This is a genomic window from Terribium retamae, assembly GCF_022347545.1.
GTDB lineage: Bacteria > Pseudomonadota > Alphaproteobacteria > Rhizobiales > Rhizobiaceae > Mesorhizobium > Mesorhizobium retamae.
On record NZ_JAKREW010000002.1, the window covers coordinates 103,473 to 121,603 of the forward strand.

The 18,131-nt window shown below is 63.6% G+C and carries 16 protein-coding genes; 10 read left to right on the forward strand and 6 right to left on the reverse strand.

The window, feature by feature from the left end; all coding sequences use genetic code 11:
- The first annotated feature begins 23 nt into the window (after positions 1–23).
- From L4923_RS03950 to L4923_RS03960, 3 genes are read left to right on the forward strand one after another with little or no spacing between them, the layout of a single operon-like run.
- Positions 24–938: an amino acid ABC transporter permease gene (locus tag L4923_RS03950; protein ID WP_239362475.1), complete on the forward strand. Its 915-nt coding sequence runs from the start codon at positions 24–26 to the stop codon at positions 936–938.
- Positions 935–1,732 (forward strand): amino acid ABC transporter ATP-binding protein, encoded by a 798-nt coding sequence (locus L4923_RS03955; protein ID WP_275448245.1) that lies wholly within the window; start codon positions 935–937, stop codon positions 1,730–1,732. The genes L4923_RS03950 and L4923_RS03955 overlap by 4 nt, the downstream gene beginning before the upstream one ends.
- 28 nt (positions 1,733–1,760) lie before the next feature.
- Positions 1,761–2,915: an amidohydrolase gene (locus L4923_RS03960; protein ID WP_239362208.1), complete on the forward strand. Its 1,155-nt coding sequence runs from the start codon at positions 1,761–1,763 to the stop codon at positions 2,913–2,915.
- Positions 2,916–2,937: 22 nt separating this feature from the next.
- Here the strand turns inward: L4923_RS03960 and L4923_RS03965 are convergent, their stop codons facing one another.
- The 4 genes from L4923_RS03965 to L4923_RS03980 are packed head-to-tail and all read right to left on the reverse strand — an operon-like array spanning position 2,938 to position 7,880.
- Complete coding sequence (locus tag L4923_RS03965; protein WP_239362209.1) at positions 2,938–3,468, reverse strand: aminomethyltransferase family protein; 531 nt, start codon at positions 3,466–3,468, stop codon at positions 2,938–2,940.
- On the reverse strand, positions 3,461–6,355 hold the full coding sequence (locus L4923_RS03970; protein ID WP_239362210.1) for a sarcosine oxidase subunit alpha family protein: 2,895 nt from the start codon (positions 6,353–6,355) through the stop codon (positions 3,461–3,463). The genes L4923_RS03965 and L4923_RS03970 overlap by 8 nt, the downstream gene beginning before the upstream one ends.
- Positions 6,352–6,615: a sarcosine oxidase subunit delta gene (locus L4923_RS03975; RefSeq protein ID WP_239362211.1), complete on the reverse strand. Its 264-nt coding sequence runs from the start codon at positions 6,613–6,615 to the stop codon at positions 6,352–6,354. Before L4923_RS03975 ends, L4923_RS03970 begins: the two co-directional genes overlap by 4 nt.
- Positions 6,616–6,626: 11 nt before the next feature.
- Entirely contained in the window at positions 6,627–7,880 is a 1,254-nt protein-coding gene (locus tag L4923_RS03980) for a sarcosine oxidase subunit beta family protein (RefSeq protein WP_239362213.1), read from the reverse strand.
- A gap of 248 nt (positions 7,881–8,128) precedes the next feature.
- Between L4923_RS03980 and L4923_RS03985 the strand changes: the two genes are divergently transcribed.
- Entirely contained in the window at positions 8,129–8,761 is a 633-nt protein-coding gene (locus tag L4923_RS03985) for a TetR/AcrR family transcriptional regulator (RefSeq protein WP_239362214.1), read from the forward strand.
- 75 nt (positions 8,762–8,836) lie between these two features.
- Here L4923_RS03985 and L4923_RS03990 read toward each other — a convergent pair whose 3' ends face one another.
- Entirely contained in the window at positions 8,837–10,384 is a 1,548-nt protein-coding gene (locus L4923_RS03990) for a trimethylamine methyltransferase family protein (RefSeq protein ID WP_239362215.1), read from the reverse strand.
- A gap of 468 nt (positions 10,385–10,852) precedes the next feature.
- Positions 10,853–11,890 carry a LacI family DNA-binding transcriptional regulator gene (locus L4923_RS03995; RefSeq protein ID WP_239362216.1) on the reverse strand — a complete coding sequence of 346 codons (1,038 nt, stop codon included), beginning with the start codon at positions 11,888–11,890 and terminating at the stop codon, positions 10,853–10,855.
- A 326-nt stretch (positions 11,891–12,216) separates the two neighbouring features.
- Between L4923_RS03995 and L4923_RS04000 the strand changes: the two genes are divergently transcribed.
- The 6 genes from L4923_RS04000 to L4923_RS04025 are packed head-to-tail and all read left to right on the forward strand — an operon-like array spanning position 12,217 to position 18,079.
- Positions 12,217–12,996 carry a glutamine amidotransferase gene (locus tag L4923_RS04000; RefSeq protein ID WP_239362217.1) on the forward strand — a complete coding sequence of 260 codons (780 nt, stop codon included), beginning with the start codon at positions 12,217–12,219 and terminating at the stop codon, positions 12,994–12,996.
- A 36-nt stretch (positions 12,997–13,032) separates the two neighbouring features.
- Positions 13,033–13,803: an ATP-binding cassette domain-containing protein gene (locus L4923_RS04005; RefSeq protein WP_239362218.1), complete on the forward strand. Its 771-nt coding sequence runs from the start codon at positions 13,033–13,035 to the stop codon at positions 13,801–13,803.
- 28 nt (positions 13,804–13,831) lie between these two features.
- The gene (locus L4923_RS04010) at positions 13,832–14,815 is read left to right on the forward strand and encodes an autoinducer 2 ABC transporter substrate-binding protein (RefSeq protein ID WP_239362220.1); all 984 of its coding nucleotides are present in this window, start codon (positions 13,832–13,834) and stop codon (positions 14,813–14,815) included.
- Between the two features lie 13 nt (positions 14,816–14,828).
- Positions 14,829–15,806 (forward strand): ABC transporter permease, encoded by a 978-nt coding sequence (locus L4923_RS04015; protein ID WP_239362222.1) that lies wholly within the window; start codon positions 14,829–14,831, stop codon positions 15,804–15,806.
- The gene (locus L4923_RS04020; RefSeq protein WP_239362225.1) at positions 15,803–16,759 is read left to right on the forward strand and encodes an ABC transporter permease; all 957 of its coding nucleotides are present in this window, start codon (positions 15,803–15,805) and stop codon (positions 16,757–16,759) included. Before L4923_RS04015 ends, L4923_RS04020 begins: the two co-directional genes overlap by 4 nt.
- A 3-nt stretch (positions 16,760–16,762) precedes the next feature.
- Positions 16,763–18,079: a M20 family metallopeptidase gene (locus tag L4923_RS04025; protein ID WP_239362227.1), complete on the forward strand. Its 1,317-nt coding sequence runs from the start codon at positions 16,763–16,765 to the stop codon at positions 18,077–18,079.
- Positions 18,080–18,131 lie beyond the last annotated feature (52 nt).

Genomic DNA, 18,131 nt, shown 5'->3' on the forward strand with positions numbered 1-18,131 from the left:
AAACGGGAGCCGATCAGGTGAGCATGGACATCGAGAAGGCCGCGCCGGACCGTCTGGTACCGACACGGCAAGCCGACCGGGTTGGTGCCGTCAAGCTGAACGAAGTGGTTCCAAGGCGCCATCCCGGCCGCTGGGTGGCGACGCTGCTGCTTCTGTGGCTGGCGATTTCCTTTGCTCAAAACGTGGCGACCAACGAGAACTTCCATTGGGACATCTTTGCCCAATACGTCTTCGCTCCGCAGGTGATACGCGGCGTCGGCTGGACGATCCTGCTCACGGTGGCGGCAATGGCCGTGGCGATCTCGATCGCGCTGCTGCTTGTCGTCATGCGCGGTTCCGACAATCCGATCCTGAGGACCTGCGCCTGGTTCTGGATCTGGTTCTTCCGCGGCACGCCCGTCTACACGCAGCTCTTGTTCTGGGGATTGTTTGCGGTGCTCTTTCCGCGCATCTCGCTGTCGTTGCCCTTTGGCGGGGAGATCGTCGGCCTCGACACCAAGATGCTGGTCACGCCGGCCGTGGCGGCGATCGTCGGGCTTGGCTTCAACGAATCCGCCTACCTCGCCGAGATCTTCCGCGCCGGCTTCAACGCCATCGACCGTGGCCAGCTCGAGGCAGCGCAGGCGCTGGGCATGCGGCAGGGCCGGATCTGGCGGCGCATCCTGCTGCCGCAGGCCATGCGCGTGATCGTGCCGCCGACCGGCAACGAGACGATCGGCATGCTGAAGATGACGTCGCTGGTGCTGGCCGTGCCGTTTACGCTCGACCTGATGTTCGCCACCAATGCCATCGCCAACCGGCTCTATCTGCCGGTACCGCTGCTGCTGGTCGCCGGCTTCTGGTACCTCTCGATCACCAGCCTGCTGATGGTCGGCCAGTATTATCTCGAGCGCCATTTCGGCAAGGGCGTCGACACGATCCGGGCGAGGACGGAATGAACGCCATCATGACACCGCCCCGCAGCACCGACGCACAGCCTTGCGTCCATCTGCAGGGCATCCATAAATTCTACGGTGCCGTGCATGCCTTGCGCGGCGTCGACCTCACCATCAAGCGCGGCGAGGTCTGCGTCGCCATCGGTCCATCCGGTTCCGGAAAGTCGACGCTGCTGCGCTGCATCAACCAGCTCGAACAGATTTCTGCCGGCCGGGTGTTCGTGCTCGGCGAACTCGCCGGCTACACCGAGATCGATGGGCGCATGCATGTGCTGGCCCCTAGGCGGGTCGCCGAGCAGCGCCGCCGCACTGGCATGGTCTTCCAGCGTTTCAACCTGTTCCCACACATGACGGCGATCGAAAACGTCATGGAAGGGCCGGTACAGGTGAAGAACATGCCTAGAGCCGAGGCGCGGGAAAACGCGCAGGCCTTGCTGAAGCGCGTCGGTCTCGCCGAGCTTGCCGGCCGCTATCCAAGCCAACTTTCGGGCGGCCAGCAGCAGCGTGTCGCCATCGCCAGGGCTCTCGCGATGGAGCCGGAGGTGATGCTGTTCGATGAGCCAACTTCGGCGCTGGACCCGGAATTGGTCGGGGAAGTACTGGATGTCATCAAGGATCTTGCCAAGTCCGGCATGACCATGATGCTGGTCACCCACGAAATCGGTTTCGCGCGCGAGGTCGCCAACCATCTGGTGTTCATGGACCAAGGCGCCGTCGTCGAGGAAGGTGACCCGCGCGACGTGCTGAACCGCCCGTCCAATCCTCGCACCAGGGCCTTCCTGTCCAAAGTTCTCTAGCCAATCGCCCTGATCGGAATTCCTAGCCATGACCCACATCGATCATGAACTGCTGGCCAGGCTGAAGGCATGGCGGCGTCACCTGCACCGGCATCCCGAAATGTCGGGCGAGGAACGCCAGACCAGCGCCTTCGTCAGCGAGCGGCTGACCGAACTCGGCATATCGCATGTCACCGGCGTTGGTGGAACCGGCGTGGTTGCAACGCTCAAGCGCGGCAACTCGAACCGCTCCGTGGGCCTCAGGGCCGACATGGACGCCCTGCCGATCGCCGAGGCCAACGAATTCGCCCATGCCTCCGTCAATCCGGGCATCATGCATGCCTGTGGCCATGATGGCCACACCGCCTGCCTGCTCGGAGCGGCTGCGGCACTTTCGCGCGACGATAGCTGGTCGGGCACCATCCATTTCGTCTTCCAGCCTGCCGAGGAGAATGGCGAGGGTGCCAAGGCGATGATCGCAGACGCGCTGTTCGAACGTTTCCCGATGGAGCGACTCTTTGCCTGCCACAACTGGCCGGGAATCGAGCCCGGCGTCGTCGCCGTTCATAACGGCCCGTCCATGGCCGCCGGCGGCGACTGGCACGTCACCTTGAAAGGCATCGCCGGCCACGCCGCATTGCCTCACGCGACGCGCGATCCGATCCTTGCCGCCGGCCACCTGATCGTCGCGTTGCACAGCATCGTCTCGCGCAATGTCGATCCGATCGACACGGTTGCGTTGACCGTCAGCATGGTCAATGGCGGGCTGGTCAGCAATCAGATCCCGGAGACCGTGGAGCTGGTCGGCACGCTCAGGACCTTCAATGCCGATGTGCGCACCATGGTCATCCAGCGCATGGGCGAGGTGATCGAGGGTATCGCGAAGTCCTTCGGGGTCGAGGCCGACTATGAGATCAAGTCGACCGGACGCGTCATGGCCGACACACCGGAAGAATCCCGCCTCGCGATCCTGGCTGCCGAAAGCGCCGGATTGAAGGTGACACGGGATATCCGGCCAGCCATGGGCGGCGACGACTTCGCCTTTTTGGTCGAAGGCAAAGGCGGGGCCTATGTGCTGATCGGCAACGGCCCGGTCGTGGATGGCGGCAAGCTCCACAACGAGCGCTACGACTTCAACGACGACATCATCGAGCCCGCCGTTCGTTGGCTGTCGGCGGTTGCGAAGATGGCGGTGGCGGAGTGACGACGGCCATGAATGACGGATATTACGACTTCGCTACCGGCATTCCGGCTGTTCCTATCCAGCTCCAGAGGTAGGTTGCCAAGCTGCGGTCGACATGGATGCGCAGCCCGGCGTCGTAGCGATACACGATCGCATTGACCCCGCCGAACAACATCGCAGCCGAGGCACTTGCCCGATAAGGGTCAACGGGTGTCGCTCGCGCAATCAGCTCCGGCAGGCCCGGACCTTCTCCTTCGAAGACATGCAGGCCGGCGCTGATTTCCGTCACGCCGAAGCCCTGTTCATGCCAGCCGTTTCCTATGTCGAGCGGTGTGGCGGAGACGACGAGCACGCGGTCGCGTGCGACCTGGACCGCATAGCGATCTCCGCCAGTGATGCCAAAAGCCCCCGCCCCACGCGTCGGCAGGCCCGACGCGCTGCTCCAGGCATCGAGGTTGCCACTGACCAGATACTGATGGAGACCCGCCCGCGAGCGGACGGCGAGGCCGGATAACTCGACGACGGCTTGATGCCAATCCGGCACGGCGGTCCATTTCTGCGCCAGATCACGCATTGAGCCGCCCTCCCTCCGGGTCGAAAGCACAAGGAGCGACAATCGTCGCACGCCGCAGCATGCCGAGATGCTGGAGGTCTATCGTCTCGCCGTGGCGGGTCGCGCCACGCTCGATCAGGGCCAACGCGATCGGTCGCCGCAGGATGGGGCTGTGGTAGCTGGACGTCACGAAGCCCTGGCTGCGGATCGCACCTTCCGGCTTCGCAATGGCATGAGCGCCGGTGGAAAGCGGAGCCTCGCCATCAGCAACCCTCAGGCCGACGAACTGCAGGCGATAGTCCGCGGTAGCGACATCGGTGAACAGGGAGCGTCGCCCGACATAGTCACTGCCGCGCTTCTGGCGCGGACCATCGACGCCGAGGTCGTGCGGCATGGTGGTGCCGTCGGTATCCTTGCCGATGACGATATAGCCTTTCTCGGCACGCAGGATCATCAATGCTTCGAGGCCGATGGTTGCGGCATCGAAGGCCTTGCCCGACTCCTGCAAAACTGCCCAGAGCGGCTTGGCCCGATCGGCGCGGATCGACAGCTCGTAGCTGCGGTCGCCGGTGAAGCTGACGCGCGCAACACGCACGGGATCGTTGCCGAATGTCCCCTTTCCGATCGCCATATGCGGCAGGGCTGCATCGTCGAGCGGCAGGCCAAGGCCGAGTGCCTCGACCAGTGCCTTGGAGCGCGGCCCCGACACGGTGAGCGTCGCCATTTCTGCGGTGGCGTTGTGAATATAGACGGCATCGCGACCGAACCGGTCCTGCCGCCATTCCTCCAGCCGCGCATGGACGGCTCCGACATGCGAGGACGAGCAGGAAACGATGAAGCGATGCTCATCGAGGCGGATGAGAATGCCATCGTCAAAGACGACGCCGTTTTCGGACAGCATGAAACCGTAGCGGCAACGGCCCGGCTTCAACGTCGACATAGTGTTGTAGTAGATGAAATCGACGAATTCGGCGGCCTTTGGCCCCATCACCTCGATCTTGCCGAGGGTCGAGCCATCGAACAATGCCACCGAGCCTCGCGCTCGCAACGCCTCGTCCCGGATCACCGCGTCGGCATCGGCATCCGTTCCGCCATAATGGGCCGGGCGCAGCCAGCCGCCATATTCCTGGAACACGGCACCGCTGGCGCGGTGGACGTTTTCGAGCGGCAGGCGGCGTACCGGCGACATCAGTTCGCCGCCGACCGCACCGGCAAAACTGGTCAGGGGAACAGGCGTGAAGGGCGGACGATAGGTGGTGGTGCCGACCTCCGGCACCGCGCGGCCGGTGATGCCGGCCATCAGGGCGAGGCCCGCAAGGTTCGAGGTCTTGCCCTGGTCGGTCGCCATGCCGAGCGTGGTGTAGCGTTTGAGGTGCTCGACCGAGACGAAGTTCTCCCGCGCTGCGAGTTCGACATCCTTTGCCGTGACATCGTTCTGGTAGTCGATCCATACGCGGCCCTTGGCACCAGGGACCGGCCATGCCGGCATGATCGCGCCAGTGGCCTCGGTGCCGGTGCTGCGCGGCAATCCAGTCTTGCTTTCAGCGAAGGATGCGGCTGCTCGCTCGACCGTGCCGAAGACATCGGAGAGCGAGACCGCCCCGGCGAGCGCACCCGCGACAGCGATGCCCTCGACGGTATCGCCGGGTAGGAAGGACGCGCGGTCTTCATGCCAGGCGAGCTTGCCGCGCGCCTGGCAAAAAAGGTGCACGGTGGGCGTCCAGCCGCCGGAAACCACGACGCTGTCGGCGGCAAGTGTCGTGCCGTCGTCGAGCCTGACGCCTTCCACGCGCATGCGACCGAGCGCCGAGACGACGGCGCGTCCCACATGCGGGCTGACGCCTGCAGGCATTGGCAGGGCATCTGCGCGCAGGTCGACCAGGGCGACCTCGGCACCAGCCGCGGCCAGGGCGCCGGAGACCTCATAGGCGCTGTCATTGTTGGTGGCGACGACGACGCGGCGGCCGAGCAGAACGCCGTAGCGACGCAGATAGACGAGCGCGGCATCCGCCGACATGATCCCGGGCAGATCATTGTCGGCAAAGGGCAGCGGCCGCTCGATGGCGCCGGTCGCCAGCACGACACGGCGCGGCCTTACCCGCCACAACGTATCGGGCCGGCCATCGTGATGGCGCTGGTTCAACCCGACGAGATTGTGGTCGTAAATACCGAAGGCCGTGGTCGACGATAATACGGGATGGCCCGCGGCCTCGAGCACAGCGACGGTCTCCTCGACCCAGGCAGCGGCAGGTGCCCCATCGATTTGGGCATCGCGATGCAGCAGCGAGCCGCCGGGGCGGTACTGCTCGTCAACGAGCATGACGGACTTTCCGGCGGCCGCGGCGAGCCTGGCCGCGGCAAGGCCGGCCGGGCCGGCGCCCACCACCAGCACATCACAATGATGGTTGATCTGCTCGGCGAATTCAGCCGGGCCTCGTGACTTCCAGTTTGGGTCGACCTTGCCCAGGCCGGCCATAGCCCGGATGCGCGGCTCGAACAGATGCCAGTCCGGCCACATGAAGGTCTTGTAGTAGAAGGCGGCCGGGATGAAGCGCGCAAAACGATCGATGAAGGCATTGCGGTCGGCCGCGGCATTCGGCGACGCATTGACGCTTGTCGACACCAGTCCCGCGCAAACCGGCTGGGTGGTGGCGCGCGTGTTCGGCGCGGCCCGCTGGCTGCCGCCGACATCCACCAGCGCGTTCGGCTCCTCGACACCGGCGCCCCAGATGCCGCGCGGGCGGTGATATTTGAAGCTGCGACCGACGACAGCGATATCCGCCGCCAGCAACGCCGAGGCAATGGTGTCGCCTTCGAAGGCCTCGACAATGCGACCGTCGAAGCTGAAGGAGACGGGACGGGAGCGGTCGATGGCGCTGCCGCCTGCAGAAAGGCGGGCGGCCGTCATTCGGCGTTCTCCCCCAGCGCGAGCGATCGTCCGATCTTGTGGTCGATCGTGTCGCGTTCCATCGCGAAGAACTCGCCGCACGTCATGTGGACCCAGATCTCACGCGTCGCGCCCTTGGGGTTGGCGCGCATATAGAGGTAGCCGGCCCAGCGATCGGCGCCGACCTCGGCGCCATCGGGCCGTAGGTTGCCGGCTTCGGCGCCGTAGTGGAACTCGGTTTCGGGACGCGGGCCGCAAAATGGACACGGGAAGAGCTGCATGGGGGCTGGTCCTAGTGGGCGATGCCCGAACCGGCCGCTTCATCGAGAAGGCGCCCGGTGGCGAAGCGGTCGAGATCGAAGGGGCGGCTGATGTCGTGATGCCGGCCGGTCGCCAGCAGATGCGCGAGCAACGTGCCGCCGGCCGGAATGGCCTTGAAGCCGCCGGTACCCCAGCCGCAGTTCAGGAACAGACCGGGCAGCGGCGACTCGCCGATAATGGGCGAGGAATCGGGAACCACATCGACGATACCGGCCCATTGCCGCATCAGTTTGAGCTGGCCGAAGGCGGGGAACATCTCCAAAAGGCCGGCGATGACGCTCTCCAGCGTCGGCAGGTTGCCGCGCTGGCCATAAGATGGCACGCGGTCAAGCCCTCCGCCGATGACGATTTCGCCCTTGTCGGATTGACTCGCATAGACGCCGGTGCCGGGCGATAGCACCACCGTGTCGAGAATCGGCTTGACCGGTTCCGAGACGCAGGCCTGCAAGGCGTAGGAATTGATCGGCAGACGGAACCCTGCCTTGGCTGCCAGAACCGAGGAGTGGCCCGCCACCGCCATGCCGACGCGATCGGCGCGGATGCTGCCCCGCTTCGTTTCGACACCGCGGCAGCGTCCGCCTTCGACGATGAATTCGGTGATCTCGCAATTCTGGACGATATCGACACCGAGGCGGCTTGCGGCGCGGGCATAGCCCCAGGCCACCGCATCGTGTCGAGCGGTGCCGGCGCGACCTTGCCAGACGCCACCGAAGACCGGGAAGCGCGCCTCCGGTGCGAAATTATAATTCGGCAGCACACGGCGCACGTCCTCCGCCGAGAACAGTTCGGCGTCGGTGCCGTTGATCTGCATGGCGTTGACGAGACGAGCGGCGACCTCCAGCTCGGCGACGCTATGGCAGAGCGTGACCATGCCGCGCTGCGAGAACATGACATTGTAGTTCAATTCATCCGACAGCGACTCGTAGAGCCTGTGCGCCAAGCCATAGAGCGCGACGCTTTCGGGATAATAATAGTTGGAGCGGACCACGGTGGTGTTGCGGCCGGTGTTGCCGCCGCCGATCCAGCCCTTTTCGAGCACGGCAACATTGGTGATGCCGTGGTTCTTGGCCAGATAATAGGCGGTCGCCAGACCATGGCCACCTCCCCCGACGACGAGCAGGTCATAGGTCTTGCGCGGCTGCGGCGAACGCCAGGCCGGCTCCCAGCCCTTCTGGCCGGCAATGCCTTCCCTGAAGAGGGAGAAGGCGGAATAGCGGCGGGTCATGCGCTTCTGGCTCCAGCCACCTGACGGCGTGTGCGCCGGTCTGCACGTCGGGGAATCTGCAAACAACCACCTCTGTGCCGCCGCCTCGATATGGTCAAAACCATACAGTGCTGTATTGTATAGTCAACGGCTCTTGATCGTGCTGTTCCGCACACCGGCGGTGGCCCATGGTAGCGAAGAAACGAAAACCGGTTCCGATTTTCGGGCTGATGCGATAGCAGCATGTGAGCTCTTCCGGAGACGACAGCATGACCACATCCCGAAGCCGCAAGCGCCCTGGGACTGCGTTGCCCAAGAAAGACCGTGCGGAACGCCTGGGGCGGATGGATTGGATTGCTGCGGCGCGCGAGGCGCTCATCAAAGGGGGAGTCCACGCCGTCAAGATCGATCTCATTGCCAATCGCCTCAAGATCACGCGCGGCAGCTTCTACTGGCATTTCAAGAACAGGGCTGAAGTCCTGGCCGCGCTGATAGAACTGTGGGAGTCGCAGAACACCGGACCGTTCGAAGAGATCGCAAAGCGTGCGGACATCGGTGCACCCGAAAAATATCTGGCAATGGCCAAGCTGTGGCTGGAGGAAAAGGCCTTCGATTGGCAATTCGATTCCGCGATGCGCGACTGGGCCCGCAGTTCGCGTGCCGTGGCAAGGAAATTGGCCGCGATCGATGATCTTCGCATGAAACTTTTCGAACAGGTCTTCATCGAAATGGGCTACCCACCCTACGAAGCGGGGATCCGCGCACGGGTCACCTACTACCATCAGGTCGGCTACTACACGCTGGGCATTCGGGAGGATCAGCGCGCACGCCGCGAGATGTTCCCCATGTACCTGCGCATCCTCGCGGGCGATGCGCAGGCCGACCAGATGACATTCGACTAGAACGCTGCGGTCGTTTTACTCTGAAAGGCGCTCAATCCAGCCGGCGCCACGCGTTCCGGTTTTGCCGGCCCACCATCACGAAACGGGCTCCGCGCCCCCTTGCGCAGTTCGCCGTGCAATGAACCCGTCGAGAGCCTCGCCGCAGGCGGCCGCCGAGGCCGGCGCCTCGAATTCGGCGAGCCTGCGCTTCCAGATGTCGTTGGCGCGTTCGGTGGCGGTACGCGCGCCTGCTTCGCTCCAGGCGCCGAAGTTGGAAAGGTCAGCGACCAGCGGCTCATAGAAAGCCGTCCGATAGCGCGCCATGGTGTGCTGTGCGGCGAAGAAATGCCCGCCTGGCTGCACTTCGGCTATCGCGTCGAAGCCGATCGAATCCGCATCGCCGGGAACTGCGATGCACAGTTCGGCGATAGTCTGCAGCGCCTCGACATCGGTGATCAGTTTTTCGAAGGAAACGCTCAGGCCCCCTTCCAGCCAACCAGCGGCGTGGATACACATGGTCGCCCCCGCGAGCACTGTGCCCCACAGCGAAAACTGTGTCTCATGCGCGGCCTGCACGTCGGAGATGTTGGCGGCGCTGCCGCCGCCGGAGCGCCAGGGCAGGCCTGTGAACCGCGCCAGTTGGCCGGCGCCCAGCGTCGCCTTGACATGTTCCGGCGTGCCGAACGCCGGCGCGCCCGACTTCATGTCCACATTGGAGGAGAAGCTGCCATAGATCACCGGCGCGCCCGCGCGACTGATCTGTGCCAGCGCCAGGCCGGCCAGTGCCTCCGCATGCTGCAGCGTCAACGCACCGGCTACCGTGATCGGCGCCATTGCGCCGGCCAGGCAGAAGGGCGTGATGACCGATACCTGGCCGGCGCGCGCGAAGTCGATGATGCCCTGTGCCATCGGGATATCGAGCTGGCGCGGCGAGTTACTGTTGATGACGGTGTAGCAGTGCACGTTCGACAGGAAGGCATCGTCCGAAAGGCCACGCGCCAGGCGAAGCATCTCGAAACTGTCCTCGACCTGCGACGTCCCCCGCGCATAGACGAAGGGCAGCTTGTCCGAGAGCGTCAACTGCGCCCGGTTGACCGCATAATGGCGGAACCGGTTCTCGACATCCTGGGCCTCGATGAACGGACCAATCATATGCAGCACATCGAAGCTCTGCACGATGCGCACGAGGTTTTCGAAATCGGCAAGGTTGCCGGGGCGGCGTCCGCGCTCGATATCCGTCACGTTGGGCGCACCGGAGCCGGCCAGGAAAGAGAGGAAGCCGAGTTCCAGCACAAGGTCCCTGGAGCGGTCACCGGCCAGGGCATGGATCGATCGTGGCGCGGAGGCAAGCGCTGCCCTGACGATCTCGCGGCCGATGCGCACCATCTGCGTGTCTTCATCGACCAGGGCGCCGGCGTTCCGGTAGAGTTCGCGCGCTTCCGCCAGCAGTACCTTGATGCCGAGTTCTTCCAATACGCGCAGCGCGGTGTCATGGATCGCCGCGACCTCGTCGTCGGAAAAGACCGGTTGCGGCTGAAAAGGATTGCGCAGGTTGCGGTAGTCGGACTTGCGATGGCTTGCCGCCTCGCCACCCCTGGCGCGGCGTCGCTCCCGGCGGCTTTCTCTGGCGACTTCGTCGATCATTTTTGCTTCCTCCTCGAGCGCGATGCCCAAAAGTCGCAGACTTTTCGGAGAAAGATCGTGCAGTAAAACGAAGGGTTAGAGCAGAATCTCGACCATCTTGGTCGTCTCTGCCTATGTCCGTATGGCCAGACCGGCCGGATCGTAGGGCGAGGAGGCAATCACGATCGCCGGACCTTCCACACCGACGATGCGGACAGCGATGTGCCTTCCTTGGCGAAATCCTTATCAAGCCTCGCCGTGGCGAAGTTCTTGCCCAAGATGTAACCGTAGCGGCAGAGGTAGCGAAGCCGACCTCCCTGCCAGACGGCTCGAAGTCGCTGGCGTCGATCTCGAGTGTGACCAGCAGGCTGCCGGCCACCACGGTCGCGTTCCGCGACGCGACTTCAGCAAGGGCAATGTCCTGCCCATATCGAGGCCATGTTCGCCAGCTGTCGACAGGTGCGCCACGCGGTAGCCGCATAACCAGCTTCACGCCGCGCCGGTCACCGAATTGCGGATACGCACCGACGTTTGAAAATGCGTCGTTGCCGGCGGCTCCGGCCTGACGCCGGTCCGGTGAAGCAACAATTCAGCTGCCGCGCGCCCCATCTCCAGTCCAGGCTGCGCCACAGTCGTCAGGGCCGGCTGCAGCAATTCGGCGGCGGCGATGTCATCGAAGCCGGTGATGCTGAGTTCGGCTGGAATGGCGATATCGTTCTCGCGGCAATAACGCATCACGCCGATGGCCATCAGGTCGTTGGCGCACAGGACGGCAGTGGGCCACTCCTCGCGCGGTCCAAGCAGGAAGCGGGCCGCGGCAAGGTAGCCGGAGCGTTCGCTGTAGTCGCCGGCGACATAAGGAGCCGCATCGGTGTCGATGCCGGCAGCGGCAAGAGACTCGCGAAAGCCAGCCAGTCTCTGCTCGCTCGTCCAGAGCCGCGGTGGCCCGCCGGCAATTGCGATGCGCCGGTGCCCCTGCTCGATGACATGCCTGGCGATGGCGCGCGCGCCGGCCAGATTGTTGCTCGAAACGAAGGGTACATCGATGCCGGGTAATACCTCGTCGACAAAGACTACCGATCCGGCGCGGGCAAGCTCCAGAAGCGAGGAACTGGGAAGACCCGTCCCGGTCAGGTAGATGACACCGTCCAGCCGCTGCGTGCGCAGGATGCGCGCGAAATATTCTTCACGCTCGGTCTGTGACCAGGTGATGCACAGCATCAGAAGAATGTCGTTGTCGCCGATACCGCGCTGCACGCCCTCTGCCACCGCCGCGAAGAAGGGATTATCGAGATCCGGCACCACGAAGCCGATCGAAGAGATGCGCCGGCGCTTGAGGCTGCGGGCAGTGTTGTTCGGCTCGAAGCCGAGTTCGGTGATGAAACGCTGCACGTGGCGCCGCGTTTCTTCCGCGACCTGACCGCGCTCGTTGATGACGGCACTCACCGTGCCGATCGAAACGCCCGCTTCGCGCGCGACATCGCGAATGGTTGGCCGGCCGTTACCCGAAGATCTCGATCCACTCATGCCTGCAGCGGCCTCAAACCATGTCGTGGCGCAAGGACGCGCCGGCTAAGTCAACTACGCGCTTTTGAACGAGATTTCCAAGGCCGAATGGGTATCCGGCCGCTTCGTCGATCATGCGCTTCCGCTCCCCCGTGCTGCCACCAAAATTGAACCGGTTCATGTCTCGTTTGTCAACCTTTGAAAAAATTCTAAATAGCACCATTGCAAAGCGGAGATTGTTGCGGCAGGCTGTAGACCTGAAACGGTTCAGGTAGATTTCACTTCATGTCGACCTGTTCAGATTTCGCTGCCAGTCGGAGCGAAGGAATTGATGGGAGATCGAAGCCTTGTCCAACACCAAGAAGAAAGTGCTGCTCGTCGGTGAAACCTGGTTGAGCTCGGCCACGCATTTCAAGGGCTTTGATCAATTCGGCAGCGTCACCTTCCATTCAGGCGCCGAACCGCTGATCAAGGCGCTGCAGGGTAGCGCCTTCGACCTCACCCACATGCCGGCGCATGAAGCTGTCGAGAAACTGCCTTTCGATCTCGACGGGCTGAACGCCTATGATGCGATCCTGCTCTCCGACATCGGTTCTTCATCACTGCTTCTTCATCCAGACGTCTGGTTGCATGGCAAGACGGTGCCCAACAGGCTCAAGCTGCTTAAGGAATGGACCGCTCAGGGCGGCGGCCTCGCGATGATCGGCGGCTATTTCTCTTTCCAGGGCATCGATGGTCGCGCGCGCTGGCGCCGCACCCCGATCGAAGACGTCCTGCCTGTAGAGTGCCTGCCCCATGACGATCGCATTGAAGTGCCCGAAGGTTTCAGCGCTGTTATCGATGCCGGCAGCAACCATCCCATCCTGGAAGGACTGGACGGCAAATGGCCGCTTCTGCTCGGCGCCAACGAAGTGCGCCTGAAGCCGGAGGCCGGCATCGAGGTACTGGCCAGCCTGCCGGAAGACCAGGGCGGCCACCCGCTTTTGGTCACCGGAACCTTCGGAAAAGGTCGCACACTTGCCTGGATGTCCGACGTCAGCCCGCACTGGCTTCCGGCGTCCTTTTCGGACTGGCCGGGCTATACCGCCCTGTGGCGCAATGCGCTTGGGTGGCTGACCCGGGTCTGACAAGTCAATCGGGACGTGGCTAGCGAGGAGAAAGACATGTCCGAAGCATTCCTGGTTGCCAAAGGCATCGCCAAACGATTCGGCGGCCTGACGGCGCTCTCGGATGTCGATCTCGAAATCCGAGCCGGAGAGGTTCTTGCCCTGCTGGGCGACAACGGTGCCGGCAAATCTACCTTCATAAAGGTTCTGGCCGGAGCGCACCCTCCAAGCGAAGGTCAGATCCTCGTCGCGGGGCAGCCGGTGTCCTTCGCCTCCCCGAAGGACGCGGCTGCCTCCGGCATCGCCACGATTTTCCAGGAGCTAGCACTCTCGGAAAACCTGTCGATCTCGGAGAACGTCTATCTCGGCCGCGAGCTGAAGCATTCCGTGCTTGGGGTCCCCTTCCTACGGCGCAAGGAAATGAAGCAGCGGGTCGCCGAACTTCTAAAGGAGCTGGACGCTCACATTTCCGACCCGGAAGCGCCGGTGGGTAGCCTTTCCGGAGGCCAGCGCCAGTCCGTCGCCATCTGCCGCGCCCTGAACCTAAATGCCAAGCTGGTCATCATGGATGAGCCGACGGCCGCGCTCGCCGTCGCCGAGACCCGCAAGGTGCTTGCCCTGATCCGCAAGCTCGCCGAGCGAGGCTGCGCAGTGGTGCTGATCAGCCACAACATTTCCGATGTCTTCGAGGTGGCCGACCGCATGGTCGTATTCCGCCGCGGCCGCAAGGTCGCCGAACGGCTGCGAGCCGAGACCGAGCTCGAGGAAATCGTCGCTCTCATAACAGGCGCTCACCCCGACGTGCGGGCGCTGGAAAAAGCACAATAGCAGCACGTCCAACCCAGAGAGGAACATCATGCTGAAACATCTCGCACGAGCCTTGGCTGCTTCGGCGATCCTTGCCGTCGCAACGGCAGCGATGGCGCAGGACAAGCCGAAGGTCGCTTTCGTTCCGCAGCTCATCGGCATCCCTTACTTCAACGCAATGGAGGCCGGCGGCAAAAAAGCCGGAGCAGACCTCGGCGTCGACTTCGTTTACACCGGTCCGGTCGATGCCAATCCGATCGACCAGCTGCAGATCGTCCAGAACCTGATCGATCAGGGCGTCAACGCGATCTCGGTCAGCGTGCTCGACGCATCGAGCATCGCACCGGTTGTCCAGGCGGCAGAGGCAAAGGGCATCAAGCTCTTCACCAGCGACAGCGATGCGCCCGACAGCGGCCGCGCCGTCTATGTGGCGCAGGCGACTGACGAAGGACTTGGCTATGCCATCGTCGACGAACTGGTCAAAAAGGTCGGGGAAGACGCCAAGGTGGGCATCGTCTCGGGCGAAGCAACTGCAACAAACCTCAATGCCTGGATCGGCTTCATGAAGAAGCGGGCCGCGGAAAAATATCCCAAGCTCGTTCTGCTTGAACCACAATTCGCTGGCGGCACCGCCCAGCGCGCAGCGCAGATATCGAGCGATCTGATCGCCGCCAATCCTGACCTGAAGGCCCTGATCGCGGTTGCATCCAGCACTTGCCCGGGCGTGGCACAAGCCATTGAAACCGCCGGCAAGATCGGCAAGGTGATTGGCACCGGCTATTGCAGCCCCAACACGGCGCGATCCTACATCAAGAGCGGGGCCTTCGGCTTCAGCGTGCTGTGGGATCCCTCGCAACTCGGCTATCTCACCGTCTGGGCCGGCAAGCAGTTGATCGATGGCAAGAAGCTCGAGGCATCGAACACCGTGCCTGGCTTTGCCGAACCTGTCACCTATGATGCCGAAAAGGGCATCCTGCTGCTCGGCCCGCCGGCGATCTTCACGGCCGAGAATGTCGACAAGTTCGACTTCTGACGCGGGAGAACTTATGCACCGCCTGACCCAGGCCACATCCCTGCTGACCGGCCGCGAGCTTATCCTGCTCGCGGCATGCGTGGTCATAACGATCGCCTTTGCTTCTGTCTCACCAGTGTTCGCCACGCCGGAGAATGCCGCGACCATCATGCGCAACAGCGTCGAGCTGCTGCTTATCGGGCTTGGCATGACGCTGCTGCTTGCCATGGGCGGCATCGACGTTTCGATCGGTGTCGTGATGGGACTGTCTGCCATCGCCGTCGGTCGCGCCCTGGGTGCCAATCTCGACCCGGCTCTTGCCGCTGCGATAGGACCTTTGACCGGGGCGCTGCTCGGCCTTGTGACGGCAGCGGTTGTGGTGCTCGGCCGTATCCCGGCCATTGTCGGCACGCTCGGTCTGCTTGGCGTCTACCGCACAGCGATATTCGTGGTGCTGGGCGGACAATGGCTTTCCGGCCTGCCGACAGGTCTTACCGAAATGCTCGGCACCAGCCTTGTCGGTGTGCCGCTTTCATTCTGGGTGATTGCCCTGGCCTATCTTGCCGTCTGGCTGGCCTTAAGGCGCACGCCCTTCGGCCTGCATCTGCTTGCCATCGGCAATTCGGAGGAAAAGGCGAGGCTCGCTGGCATCTCCGTGACCAAGGTCCGTTTCGCTGCCTTTCTCATCAGCGGCATGCTGGCCGGTCTGGCAGCAACCTTCTATGTCGCGACCTATCGGAACGTGGAGATGACGACCGGCAGCACGCTGGCTCTTGATGCAATCGCGGCGGTGGTGCTGGGCGGAACCAGCATTCTCGGCGGACGCTGCTCGCTCATCGGAACCGTGCTCGGGGTCATGCTCCTGCGCATCCTGCAGAACGGCCTGCTGCTGATCGGGGTGCCGTCGCTCTGGCAAACCGTCGTTACCGGCGGCCTGCTCATCGCAGTGCTCAGCTTCGAGGCGCTCGCTGGCCGTTTGTCTTTCGCGAAACTGGGGTGGGCCAGCAGATGAACCGGTTGCGCAGTCTTCACGGGCCTGTGCTGGTGCTGGCGATACTGGCCACCCTGTGGGTGGTCGTCCTTGCCGGATTGTTCGTGCTCAAGCCGACGGCGCTAGGCTCCGCCACCGTCACCACGGTCCTTCAGTTCTCAACGATCCTGGCGCTCGCAGCGCTTGGTCAGGCGCTGGTCATCCTAGCCGGCGGCGCCGGCATCGATCTTTCGGTCGGCGGCACCGTCTCACTTTCGGCGATCGCCGCCATGCTGGCCCTCAAGGCGGGAATGCCGCCCTTGCTGCTGCCGGTGGCCTGCATCGTCGCAGGGCTGCTTCTTGGCCTTTTCAACGGCCTGCTGGTCACGCGCCTTGCCATTTTGCCACTGATTGCCACGCTTGGAACCTTCTTTGCCTATTCCGGTCTGGCACTGGCTCTGACCGGCGGTTCTCCCCAACCGGGCGTGCCGCACTGGCTGCTGCCATGGGGACGCGGCACGTTGGGTGGCATTCCGCTGCCCTTCATCTCGGCCGCCTTGCCGGCCTTCGTGCTGGCCGGCATCGTGCTCGTCTTCACTGCCTGGGGTCGCTGGATCTATGCCATGGGCTTCAACGAAAGGTCGGCGCGCCTGGTGGGTATTCCGGTCGATCGCACGCGCCTCATCCTTTACGGGATTAGTGGCATGCTGGCCGGCATAGCCGGGCTGGTGTCGCTGGCGTGGTTCGGCAGCGGACGGCCCAACATCGGCCAGAACCTCGAGCTGGAATCGCTGACTGCAGCCATGCTTGGCGGCATTGCGATCTTCGGAGGCCGTGGCGGCGTCGGCGGCGTGCTCGCCGCCGTGGTTCTGCTGGTCACCCTCAAAACCGGGCTGCTGCAGCTCAACGTCAACACGGTCTGGCAGGTCGGCATTGTCGGCGCATTGCTGATCTTCGTGCTTCTCGCCGACCGCCTTTCACAACGCTGGAGATGATTGATGGTGTCCATCGAAGAGAGAATTGCCGAACGGGTCGAGGCCCGCGGCGATCAGATCGTCGAGACGCTGAGCGCGCTGATTTCCTTTCCGTCGATCGTCATGTCGGATCCGACCAAGGCTGGCCCCGGTGAACGCGACTGTCAGCTCTATCTGCAGACACGGCTGGAGAAGCTCGGCTTCACCACCGATCTGTGGGATCCGGACGGACCCGCGCTGTACGAGCAATATAAAGGCCGACCAGGCGCCAACAAGGGTCGTACATTCGAAGGCCGGCCCAATCTCGGCGGAACGCTGAAAGGCACCGGCGGCGGCAAGTCCATCATGCTCACCGGTCATATCGACGTCGTCCCGCCGGGTGCGCGCGAGCACTGGCAGACCGATCCCTTCGAGCCTGTGCTCAAGGATGGCTTCCTGCATGGCCGCGGTACGGTCGACATGAAAGGCGGCGTCGCCTGCATGCTCATGGCCGTCGAGATCCTGAAGGAGCTGGATGTCCCGCTTTCCGGCGACATCGTCTTCACCACGGTGGTCGACGAGGAGATCGGCGGCATGGGCTCGCTCGCCATGGTCGATCGCGGTTTTCGTGCCGACGCGGGCATCATGACCGAGCCGACCGCCAACCGCATCGCGCCGCTCTGCCATGGCATCCTGTGGGGACGCATCATCCTGGACGGCATCGGCGGTCACGCCGAACTCACACCCAATGCATGGTATTCGAGCGGGCCCGTCGATGCGGTGCAGCTATGCCGGCAGATGCTCGATGGCATCGACATCCTCAACCGCCGCTGGATGTTCGATCCCAAAAAGACGCATCCGCTCATGGATATGCCGAACCAGATCATGGTGACGCAGATCAACGCCGGCGAACATCCATCTTCGACTGCCGGCCGCGCCGAAATCATCATCGATGCTCAGTACCTGCCTCATGAGAAGGATGAATTCGGTCTGGGCGGCGCGGTAAAGCGCGAAATCGAAGAGCATGTCGCCAATGTCTGTCAGGCCGATCCCTACCTGCGCGCGCACCCTGCGCGCGTGGAATGGATCCTTGACGCTGACTGTGCCGAGGTGCCCGCCGATCATCCCTTCGTCGAGACATTCCAGAGCGCAGTCGGAATCGCAGGATTGTCGCCGAAGCTTTCCGGCTTCGGCGCACACAGCGATATCGGCCTGCCGACCGGACTCGGCAACACGCCGACCGTCAATTTCGGACCGGGCGATCCGGCCCAGTCGCATCAGCCGAACGAGCGCGTATCGGTGCGCGACCTCATCGACTGCACCAAGGCCATCGCGCTGACAGTACATCGCTGGTGCCGATAGGAAGAACAGGCGCGCGGCGGTGTGTATGGAAGTGTTCGCGATGCTTCACGCT